The 16,185-nt window shown below is 59.8% G+C and carries 19 protein-coding genes; 9 read left to right on the top strand and 10 right to left on the bottom strand.

Annotated elements, in window-relative coordinates; all coding sequences use genetic code 11:
• Positions 1 to 268, bottom strand: a 268-nt coding sequence (locus BM395_RS04560) for a transposase (RefSeq protein ID WP_141124074.1), incomplete at its 3' end; no start/stop codon positions are given.
• A gap of 83 nt (positions 269 to 351) precedes the next feature.
• Here BM395_RS04560 and BM395_RS04555 point away from each other — a divergent pair.
• Together BM395_RS04555 and BM395_RS04550 are read left to right on the top strand one after the other, a co-directional pair.
• Positions 352 to 921 (top strand): hypothetical protein, encoded by a 570-nt coding sequence (locus tag BM395_RS04555; protein ID WP_244528919.1) that lies wholly within the window; start codon positions 352 to 354, stop codon positions 919 to 921.
• A 147-nt stretch (positions 922 to 1,068) separates the two neighbouring features.
• Entirely contained in the window at positions 1,069 to 1,503 is a 435-nt protein-coding gene (locus BM395_RS04550) for a DUF6515 family protein (protein WP_090509142.1), read from the top strand.
• A 31-nt stretch (positions 1,504 to 1,534) separates the two neighbouring features.
• Here the strand turns inward: BM395_RS04550 and BM395_RS04545 are convergent, their stop codons facing one another.
• A complete protein-coding gene (locus BM395_RS04545; protein ID WP_090509140.1) occupies positions 1,535 to 2,419 on the bottom strand; it encodes a cation diffusion facilitator family transporter in 885 nt (294 codons plus the stop codon).
• A 219-nt stretch (positions 2,420 to 2,638) separates the two neighbouring features.
• Entirely contained in the window at positions 2,639 to 3,058 is a 420-nt protein-coding gene (locus tag BM395_RS04540) for a polyribonucleotide nucleotidyltransferase (RefSeq protein WP_090509138.1), read from the bottom strand.
• A 140-nt stretch (positions 3,059 to 3,198) separates the two neighbouring features.
• Between BM395_RS04540 and hrpB the strand changes: the two genes are divergently transcribed.
• The 3 genes from hrpB to BM395_RS04525 all read left to right on the top strand — a co-directional run bounded on the left by hrpB (position 3,199) and on the right by BM395_RS04525 (position 7,582).
• Positions 3,199 to 5,736: an ATP-dependent helicase HrpB gene (gene hrpB / locus BM395_RS04535; RefSeq protein ID WP_090509136.1), complete on the top strand. Its 2,538-nt coding sequence runs from the start codon at positions 3,199 to 3,201 to the stop codon at positions 5,734 to 5,736.
• 257 nt (positions 5,737 to 5,993) lie between these two features.
• On the top strand, positions 5,994 to 6,839 hold the full coding sequence (locus BM395_RS04530) for an SDR family oxidoreductase (protein WP_090509134.1): 846 nt from the start codon (positions 5,994 to 5,996) through the stop codon (positions 6,837 to 6,839).
• Complete coding sequence (locus tag BM395_RS04525) at positions 6,839 to 7,582, top strand: substrate-binding periplasmic protein (protein WP_090509131.1); 744 nt, start codon at positions 6,839 to 6,841, stop codon at positions 7,580 to 7,582. The genes BM395_RS04530 and BM395_RS04525 overlap by 1 nt, the downstream gene beginning before the upstream one ends.
• A gap of 9 nt (positions 7,583 to 7,591) precedes the next feature.
• Here the strand turns inward: BM395_RS04525 and BM395_RS04520 are convergent, their stop codons facing one another.
• Positions 7,592 to 8,251, bottom strand: coding sequence for a YciC family protein (locus tag BM395_RS04520; RefSeq protein ID WP_090509129.1), 660 nt, complete (start codon positions 8,249 to 8,251; stop codon positions 7,592 to 7,594).
• 52 nt (positions 8,252 to 8,303) lie between these two features.
• Positions 8,304 to 8,873, bottom strand: a complete 570-nt coding sequence (locus BM395_RS04515) for a cysteine hydrolase family protein (protein ID WP_090509127.1) — start codon at positions 8,871 to 8,873, stop codon at positions 8,304 to 8,306.
• Positions 8,874 to 9,074: 201 nt separating this feature from the next.
• Between BM395_RS04515 and BM395_RS04510 the strand changes: the two genes are divergently transcribed.
• From BM395_RS04510 to BM395_RS04495, 4 genes are all read left to right on the top strand, one after another.
• Positions 9,075 to 9,554 (top strand): NYN domain-containing protein, encoded by a 480-nt coding sequence (locus BM395_RS04510; RefSeq protein WP_090509124.1) that lies wholly within the window; start codon positions 9,075 to 9,077, stop codon positions 9,552 to 9,554.
• An 8-nt stretch (positions 9,555 to 9,562) separates the two neighbouring features.
• Complete coding sequence (locus BM395_RS04505) at positions 9,563 to 10,183, top strand: 3'-5' exonuclease (protein WP_090509122.1); 621 nt, start codon at positions 9,563 to 9,565, stop codon at positions 10,181 to 10,183.
• Between the two features lie 33 nt (positions 10,184 to 10,216).
• Positions 10,217 to 11,545 (top strand): RNA helicase RhlE1, encoded by a 1,329-nt coding sequence (gene rhlE1 / locus BM395_RS04500; protein WP_090509120.1) that lies wholly within the window; start codon positions 10,217 to 10,219, stop codon positions 11,543 to 11,545.
• A gap of 113 nt (positions 11,546 to 11,658) precedes the next feature.
• The gene (locus BM395_RS04495; RefSeq protein ID WP_090509118.1) at positions 11,659 to 12,900 is read left to right on the top strand and encodes a TIGR03862 family flavoprotein; all 1,242 of its coding nucleotides are present in this window, start codon (positions 11,659 to 11,661) and stop codon (positions 12,898 to 12,900) included.
• Positions 12,901 to 12,922: 22 nt separating this feature from the next.
• Here BM395_RS04495 and BM395_RS04490 read toward each other — a convergent pair whose 3' ends face one another.
• The 5 genes from BM395_RS04490 to BM395_RS04470 form a co-directional block, all read right to left on the bottom strand.
• The gene (locus BM395_RS04490) at positions 12,923 to 13,495 is read right to left on the bottom strand and encodes a HupE/UreJ family protein (RefSeq protein WP_090509116.1); all 573 of its coding nucleotides are present in this window, start codon (positions 13,493 to 13,495) and stop codon (positions 12,923 to 12,925) included.
• Between the two features lie 24 nt (positions 13,496 to 13,519).
• Entirely contained in the window at positions 13,520 to 14,134 is a 615-nt protein-coding gene (gene ureG, locus BM395_RS04485) for an urease accessory protein UreG (protein ID WP_069899665.1), read from the bottom strand.
• Between the two features lie 14 nt (positions 14,135 to 14,148).
• Positions 14,149 to 14,823, bottom strand: a complete 675-nt coding sequence (locus tag BM395_RS04480) for an urease accessory protein UreF (RefSeq protein ID WP_090509114.1) — start codon at positions 14,821 to 14,823, stop codon at positions 14,149 to 14,151.
• Entirely contained in the window at positions 14,820 to 15,320 is a 501-nt protein-coding gene (ureE, locus tag BM395_RS04475; protein ID WP_090509112.1) for an urease accessory protein UreE, read from the bottom strand. Before ureE ends, BM395_RS04480 begins: the two co-directional genes overlap by 4 nt.
• A 179-nt stretch (positions 15,321 to 15,499) precedes the next feature.
• The gene (locus BM395_RS04470) at positions 15,500 to 16,147 is read right to left on the bottom strand and encodes a TetR family transcriptional regulator (protein ID WP_090509110.1); all 648 of its coding nucleotides are present in this window, start codon (positions 16,145 to 16,147) and stop codon (positions 15,500 to 15,502) included.
• Positions 16,148 to 16,185: the final 38 nt, after the last annotated feature.

Genomic DNA, 16,185 nt, shown 5'->3' with positions numbered 1-16,185 from the left:
TAGCCTTTTTTAATATCGATTTCTCTCGCTCGAGCCGAGCAATCCGAGCTTCCAACTCTTGGATTTTTTGCTGCTCCGGAGTCAGCGCCTTACTTTTAGGTGTCAAGCCTGTTCGCTCTTGCTGGAGCTGATCGACCCAACGACGCAGAGCCGTCTCACCAATACCCAGTGAGCGACTGGCCTCGATGAAGCTGTAGTTTTGACTGAGCACGAGGTCAGCAGCCTCGCGTTTGAACTCAGGGGAAAAGGTACGGCGTTGCTTGGTCATATGACACCTCGTTCTGGCGAGTATTCTCGCCTAAATGAGTGTCCGGTTTCATTAGACCACTACAAGGTCAGCGCGCTCGATTCGTGCCGTGGGAAGAAGTCATTGCCTGCGTGTCGGTGGACGAAACAATCACCGAATATGCAGTCATTCCCCGGTTCTTGCTCAAGATAGGTTTGCGCGATGCAACTCGCGGTGATGTGCTGTGGGTCAGCGTTGCGGCCTCAAGTGTTGCAGAGGCCATGAGTGAGTGGGAGGCTATTCGCACCTACATGGAGCACGGCCCAGCGGCACTGTTAAGGCCCCTGCCCGAAGATGAACAGATTGAACTGGGTAGCGTGGAATACTTCTATTCCTGCCGCGACGACTACCGCAAGTATCACAGTGGGTTGAAGTACTTCTTCGGTTTTGTCGTCATCCAGTTCTGCAGCGGTTGGACAATACCGTGCCATATCTCCAACTTGATCAACAAGCTGCCTAGAACAGGCTTTCCAAAAGATGTAATTGAGTGGTCAAAAGCACTGCCTTGTGAGCAGCACGCCAAGCCAAGTGCTGAGCTATTAGAGCAAAGCGCTTTAGCCCGCAAAGCTTATGCAGAAGGTAAAACATACTTGCAGTACTTCGGTATTAGCGAGGTTGAAGAAGATTTTGTCTGAGGTCTCCGGCACCCTTTAGCGCAGCGATCGAGCCATCTGGGGTTGATCAGCCGGGTTGGGATTTACCTCTGCTTTACATTGGCCTGACCGCACCTATACGCACGTTGATAGACACTCTAATCGTCCCTACAGATTGGAGTGAGTGCGATGAACAAGCGGATTGCATGGATTGAGATTGCAGCGTTGCTGGTGCTGGGCATGTCGCCACTGGTGCAGGCCCACGACAAGCATGAGCCGGCACGTTATGAAGCCAGTCATCACGTCAGCGACAAGCATCAGGGCATCGCCAAATTACCGCGTGGCTATCAAAAGGTGCGTTATGGCGGTCACGACTATTACACCGTTGGCACTCAGTGGTATCGGCCGCAAGCTGGGCGTTATGTGCTGATCAGCCCGCCGCCGGGCTTGCGCGTGAATGCGCTGCCAGGCAAGGCGAAGATCGTGCGAGTGGGGCATGAGCGTTACTATCAGGTGGCGGGCGTGTTTTATCAGCCGGTCGGCAAGGGCCATCAATATCAGGTGGTGCGTGCCCCGCGAGCGCCGGCTGTGGCGTGGGTCGAGGCAGACAATCAGCGCCGTTGACGTGCAGCAGGCTGGAGCCGTAATCAGTGGATTACGGCTTAACCACTTCCAGCGGGTCGGCATGAACCAGCACTTCGGCGCGTGGATATTCCTTGCAAATAGCCGCTTCAACCTGATCGCAAATAGCGTGCGCCTGCGACAAGCTGAGGCTGCCCGGAAGCTCTGCGTGGAGCTGCACGAACCAGTGCGTGCCGGAGATGCGTGTGCGCAAGTCGTGTGCACCAACCACGCCCGGTACGGCGCACGCCAGCTCATGCATGTGTTCGCTGATTTCCGGTGACAGTTCTTTGTCCATCAGCACGGCTGCCGCTTCGCGGGCAATCGATATGGCGCTCCAGAGAATGTAGAAGGCGATGCCGATCGCGAAGATTGCATCCACCTGCACAAAGCCGAAGCTGGCAATAAACAGGGCCAGCAGAATGCTGCTGTTGAGCAGTAAGTCCGAGCGGTAATGCAGCGAGTCTGCGTGGATCGCCGTCGAGCCGGTCAGTTTCACCACATAACGCTGATACACCAGCAGCGCCATGGTCATTACCAGCGACAACACCATCACGGCGATGCCCAATGCTTCTGCTTGCAGAGGTTGCGGATGGAGCAGGCGGTCGACGCCTTGCACGCCAACCAATACAGCACTCGCGCCAATGAACAACGCCTGCCCCAAGCCGGCGAGGGCTTCGGCTTTGCCGTGGCCGTAGCGGTGGTCGTCATCGGCGGGGCGCAACGCGTAATGTACGGCAATCAGATTGAGCAGCGATGCGGCGCCGTCCAGTAACGAATCAGTCAGGCCGGCCAGCAAGCTGACCGAGCCGCTCAACCACCAGGCAATGGCCTTGGCCAAGGCTAATGAGAGCGCGAGGGCGAGGGCGGCGAAGCTGGCGAGGCGCATCAGGCGTGCATGTTGCGGTGAAGGGGCCATCTGTTTTCCGTTTGGTGAATCAGTGGAACAAATACGCAGGCTGGCTATTCGATACGCCGCACGTTAAGCGTTGCATGGTGCGCTTCGGTCGGCAGGCAGGCAAGTGCGTGCGGCTGAGCGCGGCAAGCAAGTCGTGCTGGGGTGTTGGTGATGTTATCGAGGATGCGATGTTGCGCTGCCCGCCGGGAGCGGATGGGCAGCGCAATAGCCGTGCTCTGATCAGGCAGCAGGAACGAGGCCGTAAGCGGCCAGTTGCTGGATCGAGCCACTTTTCTGGATCAGACGCGGATCATCCAGCGGCAGGCTGGTGCCGGTTTGCGTCTCGATCAGCGCCTTGAGGGCCGCGCGATCCACTTCACCGTTAGCGTCTAGCACGCCACGCAGTTGCTCCGGATCGACCTGAGCAGTCTTGCCGTTAGGCAGGTAAATCGCGCCGGTCGCAAAGTCGACACCAAACGCGATCAGCCCCGGAATCACGTAGAACAGAATGCCGATGGCATCCAGCGCCACAATAACCGGGTCCACTTTGCCCGAAATCTGGCCACGGCGATCCGGATAGAACAACGTGCCGCAGGCAGCAAGCTGAGTCATTAAGGAGAGAGCCAGAGCACCGCCAATAAAACGGGTAGACGTACGCATTCAAAATCTCCTGATAAAAGTTGCGAAACTATACCAAGGGTAGGCCCACTACGCTTCTGGATTGTAGGTGTGGCGCAGCAATACGGCAAAAACTGTGGGCCGATTAACCGTTATAATCGCCGCCCCAGATTGGAGTTGCCATGCCCCTGCCGCTGCCTATTGATGACCTGCTGCCGAGCCTTTGTCAGGCACTGCGTGAGCGCCACGAAGTGGTACTTGAGGCGCCGCCCGGCGCGGGTAAAACCACGCGGGTGCCTTTGGCTGTTTTGGCTGAGCCCTGGCTGCAAGGGCAAACCATCATCATGCTTGAACCTAGGCGTTTGGCCGCGCGGGCAGCGGCGGAGCGTTTAGCCAGCGAGTTGGGTGAGGCGGTGGGCGAAACGGTCGGTTACCGCATCCGCCTCGACAGCAAAGTGGGGCCGCGCACGCGCATCGAGGTGGTCACCGAAGGCATTCTGGCGCGGCGTCTGCAAGATGATCCGGCGCTGGAAGGCGTCGGCCTGGTGATATTCGACGAATTTCATGAGCGCAGTCTCGATGCTGATCTGGCACTGGCATTAACGCTTAACGGGCGTTCGATGTTCCGCGGTGCAGACAGTGGCGAGCCCGCGCTAAAAGTGCTGCTAATGTCCGCCACGCTCGAAGGTGAGCGACTGGCCAGTGTGCTCGACAATGCGCCGGTGCTGCGCAGCGAGGGGCGCATGTTCCCTGTGGATATTCGTTGGGGGCAAGCCACGCAGCCTGGTGAATGGCTGGAACCCAAGGTGGTGCAGACCGTGTTGCAGGCGCTCACTGACGAGGCCGGCAGCGTGTTGGTTTTTCTGCCGGGACAGGCCGAGATACGCCGGGTTTGCGAGCAGCTGGAACAAGCACTGGCCGGGCAGACAGACATTCGTGTGTGCCCGCTGCACGGAGAATTGGATCTGAGTGCCCAGCGTGCCGCCATCGAGCCCGCCCCGAACGGGCAGCGTAAGGTCGTGCTGGCAACCAATATTGCAGAGACCAGCCTGACCATTGAGGGTGTTCGCGTGGTTGTTGATGCAGGGCTTGCACGGGTTCCGGTGTTCGATCCGGGCAGCGGCATGACGCGCCTGCAAACGCAGCGAATTTCGCGAGCCTCGGCCACTCAGCGCGCAGGGCGTGCTGGCCGTCTTGAGCCCGGCGCGTGTTATCGGTTGTGGTCGCAGGCGCAACACGAACAGTTGGCGGCGTATTCAGCGGCAGAAATCGTTCAGGCCGATCTCGCAGGCGTAGCCCTGCAACTGGTGCGTTGGGGCGTAACGCCGGATGAGCTGGTATGGCTGGACCCGCCGCCAGCGGCAGCGTACGCGCAAGCACTCGACCTGCTCCAGCGCCTTGATGCGTTGGATGCGAGCGGCGTGCTGACGGCGCAGGGCCAAGCCATGGCCGAACTGCCGGCGCACCCGCGAATTGCCCATTTACTGTTGCGTGGGCATGCACTGGGATTGGCCAAGCTGGCGTGTGATGTGGCGGCGCTGCTCGGTGAACGCGATATTTTGCGTGGCGCGGGGGCCGATTTGCACAGTCGGCTGGCTTTGCTCACTGGCGAGATGCGTGCAGCGCGAGGCGCGCAGGGCGGCGTTAGTCGTGCGCGGCAACTGGCGCGACAGTTTCATGGCTTCTTGCAGCGGCGCGCGGCGGTCAATCCCCCGGCTGATCCTGAGCACCCGCGCTGGCTGGGCGCGTTGTTGGCATTTGCCTATCCCGACCGAATCGCCCGCCAGCGCCGCGAGGCGGGGGCTGAGTATCGTCTGGCCAATGGGCGTGCTGCGCTGTTCAGTGAGCCCGATGCGTTGATGAAGCATAGCTGGCTGGTCATCGCCGATCTTGGCAGCCGCCAGGGCCAGCGCGAAGAGCGCATCTATCTGGCAGCCGAGTTGGATGAACAATTGTTCGAGCGCGAACTCAGTGAGTTGGTGAGCCAGCACGATGTGCTGGACTGGGATGAGCGCGAAGGGCTGCTGCGCGCCGAGCGGCAGGCGCGGATTGGCGAGCTGGTAGTGTCGCGTGAGCCGCTGACGGCGCTCGACCCGCAAGCCCGAACTGATGCGCTGATCAATCTGGTTCGCCGCAAAGGTCTGGAACTCTTGCCGTGGACGCCGGAGCTTCGCCAATGGCAGGCACGAATTGCGCTGCTACGCTCGCTTGAGTTGGAGGCCAACGGGCAGAGCGAGTGGCCGGATGTCAGCGATGCCGCATTGCTTGAGCGCATGCCCGAATGGCTTGGGCCGTATCTGGGCAAGGTTAACCGGCTCAGCCACTTCGCCAATCTGGAGCTGCACAACATGCTCCAGACCTTACTGCCCTGGCCGTTGCCACAACGCCTTGAGGAACTTGCACCGAAAACCCTCGCGGTGCCTTCCGGCTCGAATATCCGCATTGATTACAGCGAGCAGCCGCCCGTGCTGGCGGTGCGTTTACAGGAGTTATTCGGCCTGAGTGATACCCCGCGAATTGCCGGTGGCAGGCAGGTGGTTAAATTGCATTTGCTGTCGCCAGCGCGCAGGCCTGTGCAGGTCACTCAGGACCTTGCCAACTTCTGGGCCAGTACCTATGCCGAGGTTAAAAAAGACCTCAAGGGTCGCTACCCAAAACATTACTGGCCAGATGATCCGCTGGTTGCCGAACCCACGGCGCGAGCCAAACCGCGCAAGTGACCGGGCGATGACTGATTGCCTGCAGGCATGTCGACTTAAAGACTGCAGTTGATCTGCTGCGCTGTGGCTGATGCGCTAACTTGACCATTAGGCATGCTGCTCAAGTCGCAGATTCGGCCAGCTGCGCGCTGCGTTTTTGGCGCTGAAATGCGCTTTCGTCACAGATTCCCGGCCATCGATGCAGCTATTGGTTGCGCGACTTGCGCGATTGGTTTTAGTGTCAGCCAAACAACAGTCGTAACCGCCGAGGGGCAGCTATGCACCGCAAAGTCTTCGCCAGCAAAGTCTTTGACCGCAAGGTTGTGATGATCAGTGGTGGTTGCGCCGGGATTGGCCGCGCTCTGGCCGTGCGACTGGCGCAGGCCGGTGCCCGGCTGGTGATTCTTGATCTGCAGCGCGAGGCGCTCGACAGCCTGGTGCAGCACCTGGCGGATCATCACAATGCCGAAGCGCTTGGGCTGTGTTGCGATGTGGCCGATGCTGAAGCTGTCACCGCCGCAGTGGCGCTGGCCGTTGAGCGCTTTGGCGGGATTGATGTGTTGGTCAATAACGCCGGGGTTACGCATCGCAGCAGTTTCACCGACACCGATTTGAGCGTTTTCCAGCGGGTTATGGCGGTTAACTACTTCGGCGCGGTGCATTGCACGCAAGCGGCGCTGCCCAGCATCATCGCCAGAAGCGGGCAGATTATCGTCCTCAGCTCCTTGTCGGGCTTCGCCCCGTTGCTTTATCGCAGTGCCTACAACGCCAGCAAGCATGCGCTGCACGGCCTGTTCGAAACCCTGCGCTATGAACTCAAGGGCTCCGGGGTCAATGTGATGCTGGTGTGTCCCGGATTTACCGCAACTGATTTGCGCAAGAATGCCTTGGTCGGCGATGGCTCTGTCGCCGCGCAGCCGCCATTGGCGATGGGCAAGGTGGCATCGCCGCAAGACGTTGCCGAGGCGATTTACAGCGGTGCGCTGAAACGGCGGCGATTGCTGGTGTTGTCTAATGTCGATTGGCGTGCGCGGGTGCTGGCGAGATTCTTCCCGCGCGTGTTCGAGCGGGTGCTGCTCCCGCGTTTGTCTGGCATGAAGCCCTCTGAAGGCGAGCCCGGTTGATGCGCTGGGCGCTGCTCGCCAGCCTGTTTTTATCCACTGTTGCACTTGGCGCAGAACCACTGAAATTGCGGGTAATGACCGATGTCTGGCCGCCGTTTCGTATCGCTGTCGGCCCCGACAAGCTGCAAGGGCTGGATATAGACCTGCTGGAAAAGCTGACCGAGCGCACTGGCATCCGCTTTGAGATTATTCGCGCACCTTGGGCGCGAGGGCTGGCCGCACTGGAAAGCGGCTCGGCAGACATGATGACCGGATTAGCCAAAACCCCAGCCCGCGAAACCTATGTCCAGTACAGCGACAAACCGTATTACGCCTGCTCAGCGCGTTTTTACGCCAAGCCCTCAAGGGCGATGGATATCAACACATACGGCCAACTCAAGGGGCTGAAAATCGGCTATGTACAGGGGTCGGCTTATTTCGAGCCCTTCGACTCGGATACCAGCCTGAACAAGGTCGCGGTCAACAGCGAGAAGCAGTTGCTGGAAATGCTCAAGCGCGGACGGATTCAGCTATTGATCGGCACGGATTGTCAGGTCGACTATGAACTGCGTGATACCGCTTGGCGTCAAGTCGCCGCCAAGGCTGCGTATCGACCTGAGTCGCCGACGCATTTGTACCTGGGTTTCTCGCGCAAGCGTCTGAATCCTCAGACCTTCGATGCGCTCAGTGCCGCGTTGCAGCAATTGCGCGAGGAGGGCTGGGTCACTCAAGCGGCCGAGCGCTATCACGCTCAGGTGGAGTAACCCGCCAGATTAGTCCTCGGCCGGTTGCGGCGTGTTGAGCATAAACAGGCGAAACAGCACCACGCTGGCAAACAACTGCAAAAAGCCGTTGCCACTGTCCATCGCCACATTGAGCAGCATATTGCTGCCCGGCTCATTGCCCTGTATCAGCAAGTCCAACGACCACAACGGCACCATCACGCACAGCACACAGGTGAGAATCTGCCAGAACGCGCCACGCGTCTGCTCAAAACTCTCATGCAGGGCTTTGAGCGGGGTAAGCCCGCGCAATACCAGCAGGTATTCGGCAAAGGCCAGCTTGATCATGATCCACAAGCCCGGCAGCACGAACAGCGAGGCGCCGAGCAAAATGGCAAGGGTGCTCAGCCCGGTCAGTAAGGCCAGTTGCGGCCAGAACCTCAGGCTGGTGGCGATCAGGTCGCGGGCAGCAGGCGCCTGACCATTGCTGCGCGCATCCAGAAAGAGGATCAGCGCGCCCGTATAAATCGGGTAAAAAATCAGCCCGATCAGCAAGCTGTAAGGCGCTTGCGTGTCCGGCCCGACTGCCTGGCTGAGCAGTTGTTGGGCCAGTGACTCAAGCACAATCAGCGGCAGGCACAGGCGTGCAATCGCCGACAGGTTGTTGCGGAAAAAGTACCAAGCGTCACGCAGGACCTGGATGCTATTCATGGACAATTATCGTCTGGGAAAACAGGCCGTCACTCTAGCCGATTGAGATGGGCTAACCCAAGCGCGACATCTGCTTGAACAGTTCGGCGGTGCAATGCAGCTGTGCATATTCGTCACGCAGGTTGGCCATGGCCATGTTGTGTACGTCTTCGGCGCTGCGCGAAATACCTGCGAAATCTGTCTTGCCAAAGGTATAGCAGGCATCTGGCACCACCACCGTGGCAAAGCCCAGGTTGCTGGCTGTACGCGCAGTGGCTTCCACCGAGTTCTCGCTGGCAACCCCGACAATAACCACCTTGGCAATGCCGCGTACATGCAGCCAGCGTTCAAGTGCGCTGTGACAAAACGCATCGGTCACATTCTTCTCGAACACTGCCTCGCCCGCCTGTGGCGCCAGTTCGGGTTGAAAGGCCGCGCCCGACTGGCCGGGCGCGAATACCGAATCCGCATCCACGGAGATATGGCGGATATGCACCAGTGGCCAACCTTGTGCCCGCCAATGCTGCTGCAATTGGGCAATATGGCGCTCGGCCTGCGGATTGTTGCGCGGTGTTGGCAGGCGCTGAATGCCCTGTTGCATGTCGATGGTCAGCAGCGCCGCTGCAAGCTCTATGGTGTGCATTGAACACCTCCCTGTGAGCGAAATAGGTGTGTAGGGTTGCTCTTTTGCGGGGTTCGAAATTCGCTAAACCCGCTATTCACCAGCCTTATGCAATGCCTGATTTGTGCGCTTTTTACTTCCTCATCACGGCGAGGCTGGCATACTGGCCAATGACTTTATCCTGCACGCCGCTGCCCGTCAGCCGCTAACCGAGGAATTCCGGTGAAAAAAATAGCCGTATTCGCCGATGTACAGAACCTCTATTACACCGTGCGGCAGGCCTATGGTTGCCATTTCAATTACGCGGCCTTGTGGTCGCAGGTCAGCCAGCGCGGTGAAATCGTCGAGGCCTATGCCTATGCGATTGATCGCGGCGACCCCAAGCAGCAGCAGTTTCAGCAGATTCTGCGCAATCTGGGTTTCACCGTGAAACTCAAACCGTTCATCCAGCGCAGCGATGGCTCGGCCAAAGGTGATTGGGATGTTGGTATTACTATCGATATCATGGACGCCGCGCCGCGCGTCGACGAGATTGTGCTGGCTTCCGGCGATGGCGACTTCGACATGCTCCTGGATAAAGTCCGCAGCCGTGATGGCGTCGAAGCTGTGGCCTATGGTGTGCCGGGGCTGACAGCGCAATCGCTGGTGCGCGCCGCCAGTGTCTACGTGCCAGTTGAAGGCCAGTTGTTACTTCGTAATTGAGAGTGTTTGTGGACCCTATTGCCGTTATCGACTTTGAAACGACTGGCCTGTCGCCAGCTCAGAATGCCCGCGCCACCGAGATTGGCGTGGTGATCGTGGAAGACGGCGTAATCGTTTCGCGCTATCAGAGCCTGATGAACAGCGGTGCACACGTGCCCGCGTTTATCGAGCAACTGACCGGTATCAGCAATGCCATGCTGCGTGATGCGCCACCCGCCGCACAGGTGATGCACGAAGTCGCAGACTTTGTGGGCGATATTCCGCTGGTGGCGCACAACGCAGCTTTTGACCAGAAATTCTGGGACGCCGAGCTTGGCCTGATCCGCCGCACCCGACGTCAGTCCTTCGCCTGTTCATTGTTGCTGGCGCGCAGACTGCTGCCGCAAGCGCCCAGCCATAAACTCGGCAACCTCAACCGTTGGGCAGGCCTGCCAAGCACTGGCACGGCGCACAGGGCAATGGCAGATGCCGAGATGGCGGCTAACCTGATGGGCTTCATGGGCGCGGTATTGCGCGAGCATCATGGTATCGGGCAGGTTTCCCACGAGTTGCTCTGCGGTTTGCAAAAAGTCCCGGCGGCGAAAATTGCGCAAGCATTAGCGCGGATAAGACAGGCCGCAGCCTGCTAAACTAGGCCTCTTTGATTCGCCCGGTTATCCACCATGACATTTGCCTCTCTCGGCCTTATCGAGCCGCTGCTGCGTACCCTCGAAACGCTGGACTACAAAACCCCGACGCCCGTGCAGGCGCAGGCCATTCCTGTTGTCCTGAAGGGCCGCGACCTGATGGCGGCGGCGCAGACCGGCACCGGTAAAACCGCCGGTTTCGCTTTGCCCGTGCTCCAGCGCTTGATGATGGAAGGGCCGACTGTGGCCAGCAACTCCGTGCGGGCGCTGGTGCTGGTGCCGACGCGTGAGCTGGCCGAGCAGGTGCATCAGAGCTTCATGACTTACGCGCAGAATCTGCCGTTGAGCACCTATGCGGTGTATGGCGGCGTCAGTATCAACCCGCAAATGATGAAGCTGCGCAAAGGCCTTGATGTGCTGGTCGCGACGCCGGGCCGCTTGCTCGATCTTTATCGCCAGAACGCGGTGAAATTCAATCAGGTACAAACCCTGGTGCTGGATGAAGCCGACCGCATGCTCGACTTGGGTTTTGCCAACGAACTGGACGCGGTGTTCAGTGCATTGCCGAAAAAGCGTCAGACCTTGCTGTTCTCGGCCACGTTCTCCGAGGCAATCCGGCAAATGGCCGGCGAAATGCTCAAAGACCCGTTGAGTATCGAGGTAAGCCCGCGCAACGCCGCGGCCAAGTCGGTCAAGCAATGGCTGATTCCGGTCGACAAGAAGCGCAAGCCTGAGTTGTTTTTGCACCTGTATCAGAACCGCCGTTGGCAGCAGGCGCTGGTGTTCGTGAAAACCCGCAAAGGCGTGGATGAACTGGAAGCCGAGTTGCAGCGCAACGGCATCAGTGCCGATTCGATTCACGGCGACAAGCCGCAAGCGACGCGTCTGCGTGCCTTGCAGCGCTTCAAAGCCGGCGAGGTGCTGGTGCTGGTGGCAACCGATGTGGCGGCGCGCGGGCTGGATATCGACGATATGCCGCTGGTGGTCAACTTCGACTTGCCGATTGTGGCCGAAGATTATGTTCACCGGATTGGCCGTACTGGCCGCGCGGGAATGACCGGCGAGGCGGTGTCGCTGGTGTGCGCCGACGAGGTGCAGTTGCTGTCGGCAATTGAGAGCCTGACCGGACAATTGCTCAAGCGTGTAGACGAGCCGGACTTCATTCCCGATCACCGCGTGCCGGTGACTGTTGCCGGTGGCGTGGTGGTTAAAAAACCGAAGAAGCCAAAAGTTAAGACTGTGCCTGGCAGCGGTAAGGGCAAGATCCATCTCGGTAACTGGTTTGAAGAGTCAGAAGCGCCCAAGGCCAAGGCCGTGCGCAAGGTTCCGAGTTTTGGCGGCAAAGGCCCGAAAAAGAAGGGCTAGGTATTGCTGCCGGCGGCTTTCAGTGCCGCTCATTGTGAGTCCAAAGGCAGCGCCAATATTGGCGGCTGCCGCAAATCCCATTCCCGTTTGCTTGCGTTCAAGGCCTGCCTGATATGACTGCTACCGCTTCTGCTACTTCCAGTGTTGCCATTATCGGCGGCGGTCCTGCCGGGCTGATGGCGGCCGAAGTGTTGGCGCTGGCCGGGATCAAGGTCGACCTGTTCGATGCCATGCCCTCGGTTGGGCGCAAGTTTCTGCTGGCCGGCGTGGGCGGCATGAACATCACCCATTCCGAAACCAAGCCAGCCTTTTTGTCGCGCTATGCCGAGCGTGAAGCCGAAATGGCGGAACTGCTGGGCGAGTTCGATGCCGACGCGCTGCGCAACTGGATTCATGAGTTGGGAATCGAGACATTTGTCGGCACTTCGGGGCGGGTATTCCCCAAGGACATGAAAGCCGCGCCACTGCTACGCGCTTGGCTGCGGCGTCTGCGTGAGCACGGCGTGACAATCCATAACCGTCATCGCTGGCTGGGTTGGGACGCTAAACGCCAACTGCGCATTGCCAATGCCGACGGTGAACTGCTTTTAAAGCCCCGCGCAACGCTGCTGGCCTTGGGTGGCGGGAGTTGGGCGCGCCTCGGTTCCGACGGCGCCTGGGCGCCGCTGCTTGAAGCGCAGGGGGTCAATGTACAGCCACTGTTGCCGAGTAATTGTGGCTTCGAAGTCGCGGCGTGGAGCGAGTTTCTGCGTAATAAATTTGCCGGCGCACCGCTGAAGAACGTCAGCCTCAACCTATCCGGTCAAGCGCCGCGTGCGGGCGAGTTCGTGCTCACGGAGAAAGGCATCGAAGGCAGCCTTGTGTATGCATTGTCGGCGCCGATCCGCCAACTTATCCACAGCAAGGGCGAGGCAACGGTGTACCTCGATTTGCTGCCGCAGCGCAGCCTCGAAGTCGTCAAGAAAGCACTGCTGAAACCGCGCGGTTCAAACTCGATGGCCAAACACCTGCATCGCACGTTGGGGCTCGATGGCGTCAAGGCGGCACTGATGCGCGAGTTGCTTGCGCCCGAGCAGTTCGATGATCACACGCGTCTGGCGCGTTCGATCAAAGCGTTGCCGATTACGCTGGTGGGGATTCGTCCGCTGGATGAGGCTATCAGCAGCGCCGGTGGCGTGCCGTTCGAGCAGTTGGACGCTAATCTCATGCTCAATGCCTTGCCGGGGGTATTCTGCGCCGGCGAGATGCTCGACTGGGAAGCGCCAACCGGCGGCTATCTGCTTACCGGTTGTTTTGCCAGCGGTCGGCGCGCAGGGCAGGGCATGATCAACTGGTTGAATAAGGCCAAGGCTTAACTCAGCCCTGGCCTTTGTCGGCTCAGTTAGCCAGCAACCACACACCAGTGATTGCCGAACCAACACCGGCCAAACGCACCAGCGGCGCGGCGGCTTGCGGCAGGTAACGAACCAGCGCGTAACCCGTGGCATGCAGCGCGGCTGTGGCGGCGACGAAGCCTAGCGCGTAAGTCCAGGCGCTGGCCATAGCGGGTAGTTCCAGGCCGTGGGCAACGCCATGAGTCAGGGCGAACAGGGCGGTCATGCCCAGCGCCAGTGCCATTGGCAGGCGCATCGCCACTGCAACCAGCAGGCCGAAAGCCAGCACTGAGGCGGCAATGCCGGTTTCCAGCATCGGCACTTGCAGGCCATAGAAACCCATCACGCCGCCGAGCAACATGCTCGCCACGAATGTCAGCGGCAGTGCCCAGCGCGCAGCGCCTTGTTGCTGCGCGGCCCACAGGCCAACGGCAAGCATTGCCAGCAAGTGATCGAGACCGAACAGCGGGTGAGCCATGCCGGCCATCAGGCCTGCGTGATCGTGGCCGGGATGGGCCAACGCCAACGCTGGGCTGCACAGCAGGGCGAGGGCGATAACGGGTTTGCGTAGGTTCATGTGAAGCTCCTTGGGCTCAGCGAATCAGGCGGCGGTGAGCATGCCGTGACGTTCGATAAAGGCGATGATCTGGTCCAGACCCTGGCCAACTTTCTGGTTACTGAAAACGAATGGCTTGTCGCCGCGCATCTTGCGTGTGTCACGGTCCATTACTTCCAGCGAGGCACCGACCATGGGCGCCAGATCGACTTTGTTGATGACCAGCAAGTCGGATTTGCAGATGCCGGGGCCGCCTTTGCGCGGCAGCTTGTCGCCAGCGGAAACGTCGATCACGTAAATGGTCAGATCAGATAATTCCGGGCTGAAGGTCGCAGACAGGTTATCGCCGCCAGACTCAACGATAATCAGGTCGAGGCCGGGGAAACGCTGATTCAGCTGCTCAACCGCTTCCAGATTGATTGAGGCATCTTCGCGAATCGCGGTGTGCGGGCAGCCGCCGGTTTCCACGCCAATGATGCGCTCGGGGGCGAGGGCTTCGTTGCGTACCAGAAACTGGGCGTCTTCCTGGGTGTAGATGTCGTTGGTGACGACGGCCAGGTTGTAGCGCTCGCGCAGCGCCAGGCACAGGGCGAGGGTCAGTGCGGTTTTACCGGAACCTACCGGGCCGCCGATACCGACGCGCAAAGGTTGGCTGTTCATGTGCTGTTTCCTTATCAAGAACGGAAGAGTCGGCTGTATTGGCGCTCGTGCGCCATGCTCGACAGGTTCAGGCCAAAGGCGGCGCTGCCCCAGTCGGCGGGATCGAGTTGGCAGCAGGTGCTGTGCGCTTGCTGCAGTGCAGGTTGTAATTCGGACGTCAGGCGTTGAGCGGCCTGCTGGCCAAGCGGCAGGGTTTTCATCAGCACCGCCAGTTGGTTTTCCAGCCAGCCCCAGAGCCAGGCTGTCAGCGCATCTTGCGGGTTGATTTGCCAGGCGCGCGCAGCCAGTGCCCAGCCCAGCGCAAGGCCGGGCTCGGTGAAGGCGGCGAACATGTCGCGGGCGGCGTCATCGGTCTCAGGCAGGTCGTGCAGCAACTGGCGCAACGAGTAACCCATCTGTCGGCTTTCCAGCCGGAACTCGCGGGTTTCACGGCTGGCGCGGTGTTGATCGGCCAACTGCTTGAGCGTTTGCCATTGCCCGTCGGCAGCAGCGCGGCAATGGGCGAGCAACAGCGGCGCCTCGAAGCGCGCCAGATTGAGCAGCAATTGATCGGTTATCCACTGTTTGGCCGTCTGCGGATCATTGACCAGGCCATTTTCGACGGCCATCTCCAGGCCTTGTGAATAACTGTATCCGCCAATCGGCAGCTGCGGACTGGCGAGCCTGAGCAAGGCCCAGCTGTTATTCACTTGCGCACACCAAACTGATGCAGGCGCGGTGCGTAGCTGAACTCGGCATCGCCCGCGTGCGAATGATGATGGCCTCCACCGTAGGCGCCATGTTCCGGTTGATAGGCCGCTTCGATCAGTTCGACTTGGGCACCGAGTTGTTCGAGCATGGCCTTGAGCACGTAGTCGTCCGGCAGGCGCAGCCAACCGTCACCGAGTTGCAGCGCGACATGCCGATTGCCCAGATGATAAGCCGCGCGCATCAGCTCGAACGGCGTGGCGCAGGTGACGTGCAGCAGTTGTTCCGGGCGGGCGCAAACGCGCACTACGCGGCCATCTTCGGCGCGCAGGCATTCCCCGTCGTAGAGGGGCGGCTGGCCACGTTCAAGGAACAAACCGACATCTTCGCCGGTGGTCGAGAAGGTGCGCAGGCGGCTTTTGCTGCGCGCCTCGAAGGTCAGGAGTAATTCGGCGTCCCAGTCAGGCTGAGCAGCAATTCTTTGGTGGATCACCAGCATGGGTAAGTTCCGGCAGATTAATGCGCTACAAATAGATGCAGCGACAGGAGCAAGGTGCTTGCCAACTTGCCGTATGCCCCGTGAACAGGCGCGCGCACGCCATTGCGCCAAAACTTGGGGCGTCAGTCAGGTTTTATTTGGTGCGTTAAAAACGCTGATGCACTGAGTTGGTGCGCGGCTCAGCTTTCATCGTGCGCATGGGCGCTGCCGAGGCCTTGCCAATGCTTCGCGCCAATGAATATGAAGCGCAATTGCTCGATCAGTTTAGCTTGCGGCGTCAGGTGCGCCGGTAGCTCGTACTCGGGTGGATCGACCAGTTCCGGAAGTGTGGCGAACACCACTTTGATAATGCTGTCGGCGAGAATATCCAGCGCCGGATCATCCAGATGGCGCAGTTTGGGCATGGTGCGCAGGTCGGCGGCAAGGTCGGCGGTGATGCGCTCGCGCAAAGTCCCGAGCGCCTGACGCACAGGCAGTGAGCCGCCGAATTGCTCACGGGCGAGAAACAGGAACTGCGAGCGATGCTGGGCGACGCCGTCTAAAAACAGCCGAACCGAAGCATCGATCAAGCCGCCGAGTTCAAGTTCATGGTGGCGGATGATACGGATGGTGCTGCTGAACGTATGGCCCACTTCCTCAACCAGCGCCAGACCCAGAGCGTCCATATCGTTGAAGTGACGATAAAAGCCGGTCGGCACAATGCCCACGCAGCGCGTGACTTCGCGCAGGCTGAGGCTGGAAAAACCGCGACCACTGTCCATCAGGTTGCGGGCGGCAGCCATGAGTGCGAGGCGGGTTTGCTGTTTCTGTTCGGAGCGAGGGAGCATTCAGGCAGGTCCAGTTACAGTTAGCGGTGTAGGCAGCA

It is taken from the genome of Pseudomonas marincola (genome assembly GCF_900116605.1).
GTDB lineage: Bacteria > Pseudomonadota > Gammaproteobacteria > Pseudomonadales > Pseudomonadaceae > Aquipseudomonas > Aquipseudomonas marincola.
The sequence above is the reverse complement of the archived record's forward strand: the minus strand, read 5'-3'. Positions and strand labels throughout refer to the sequence as shown.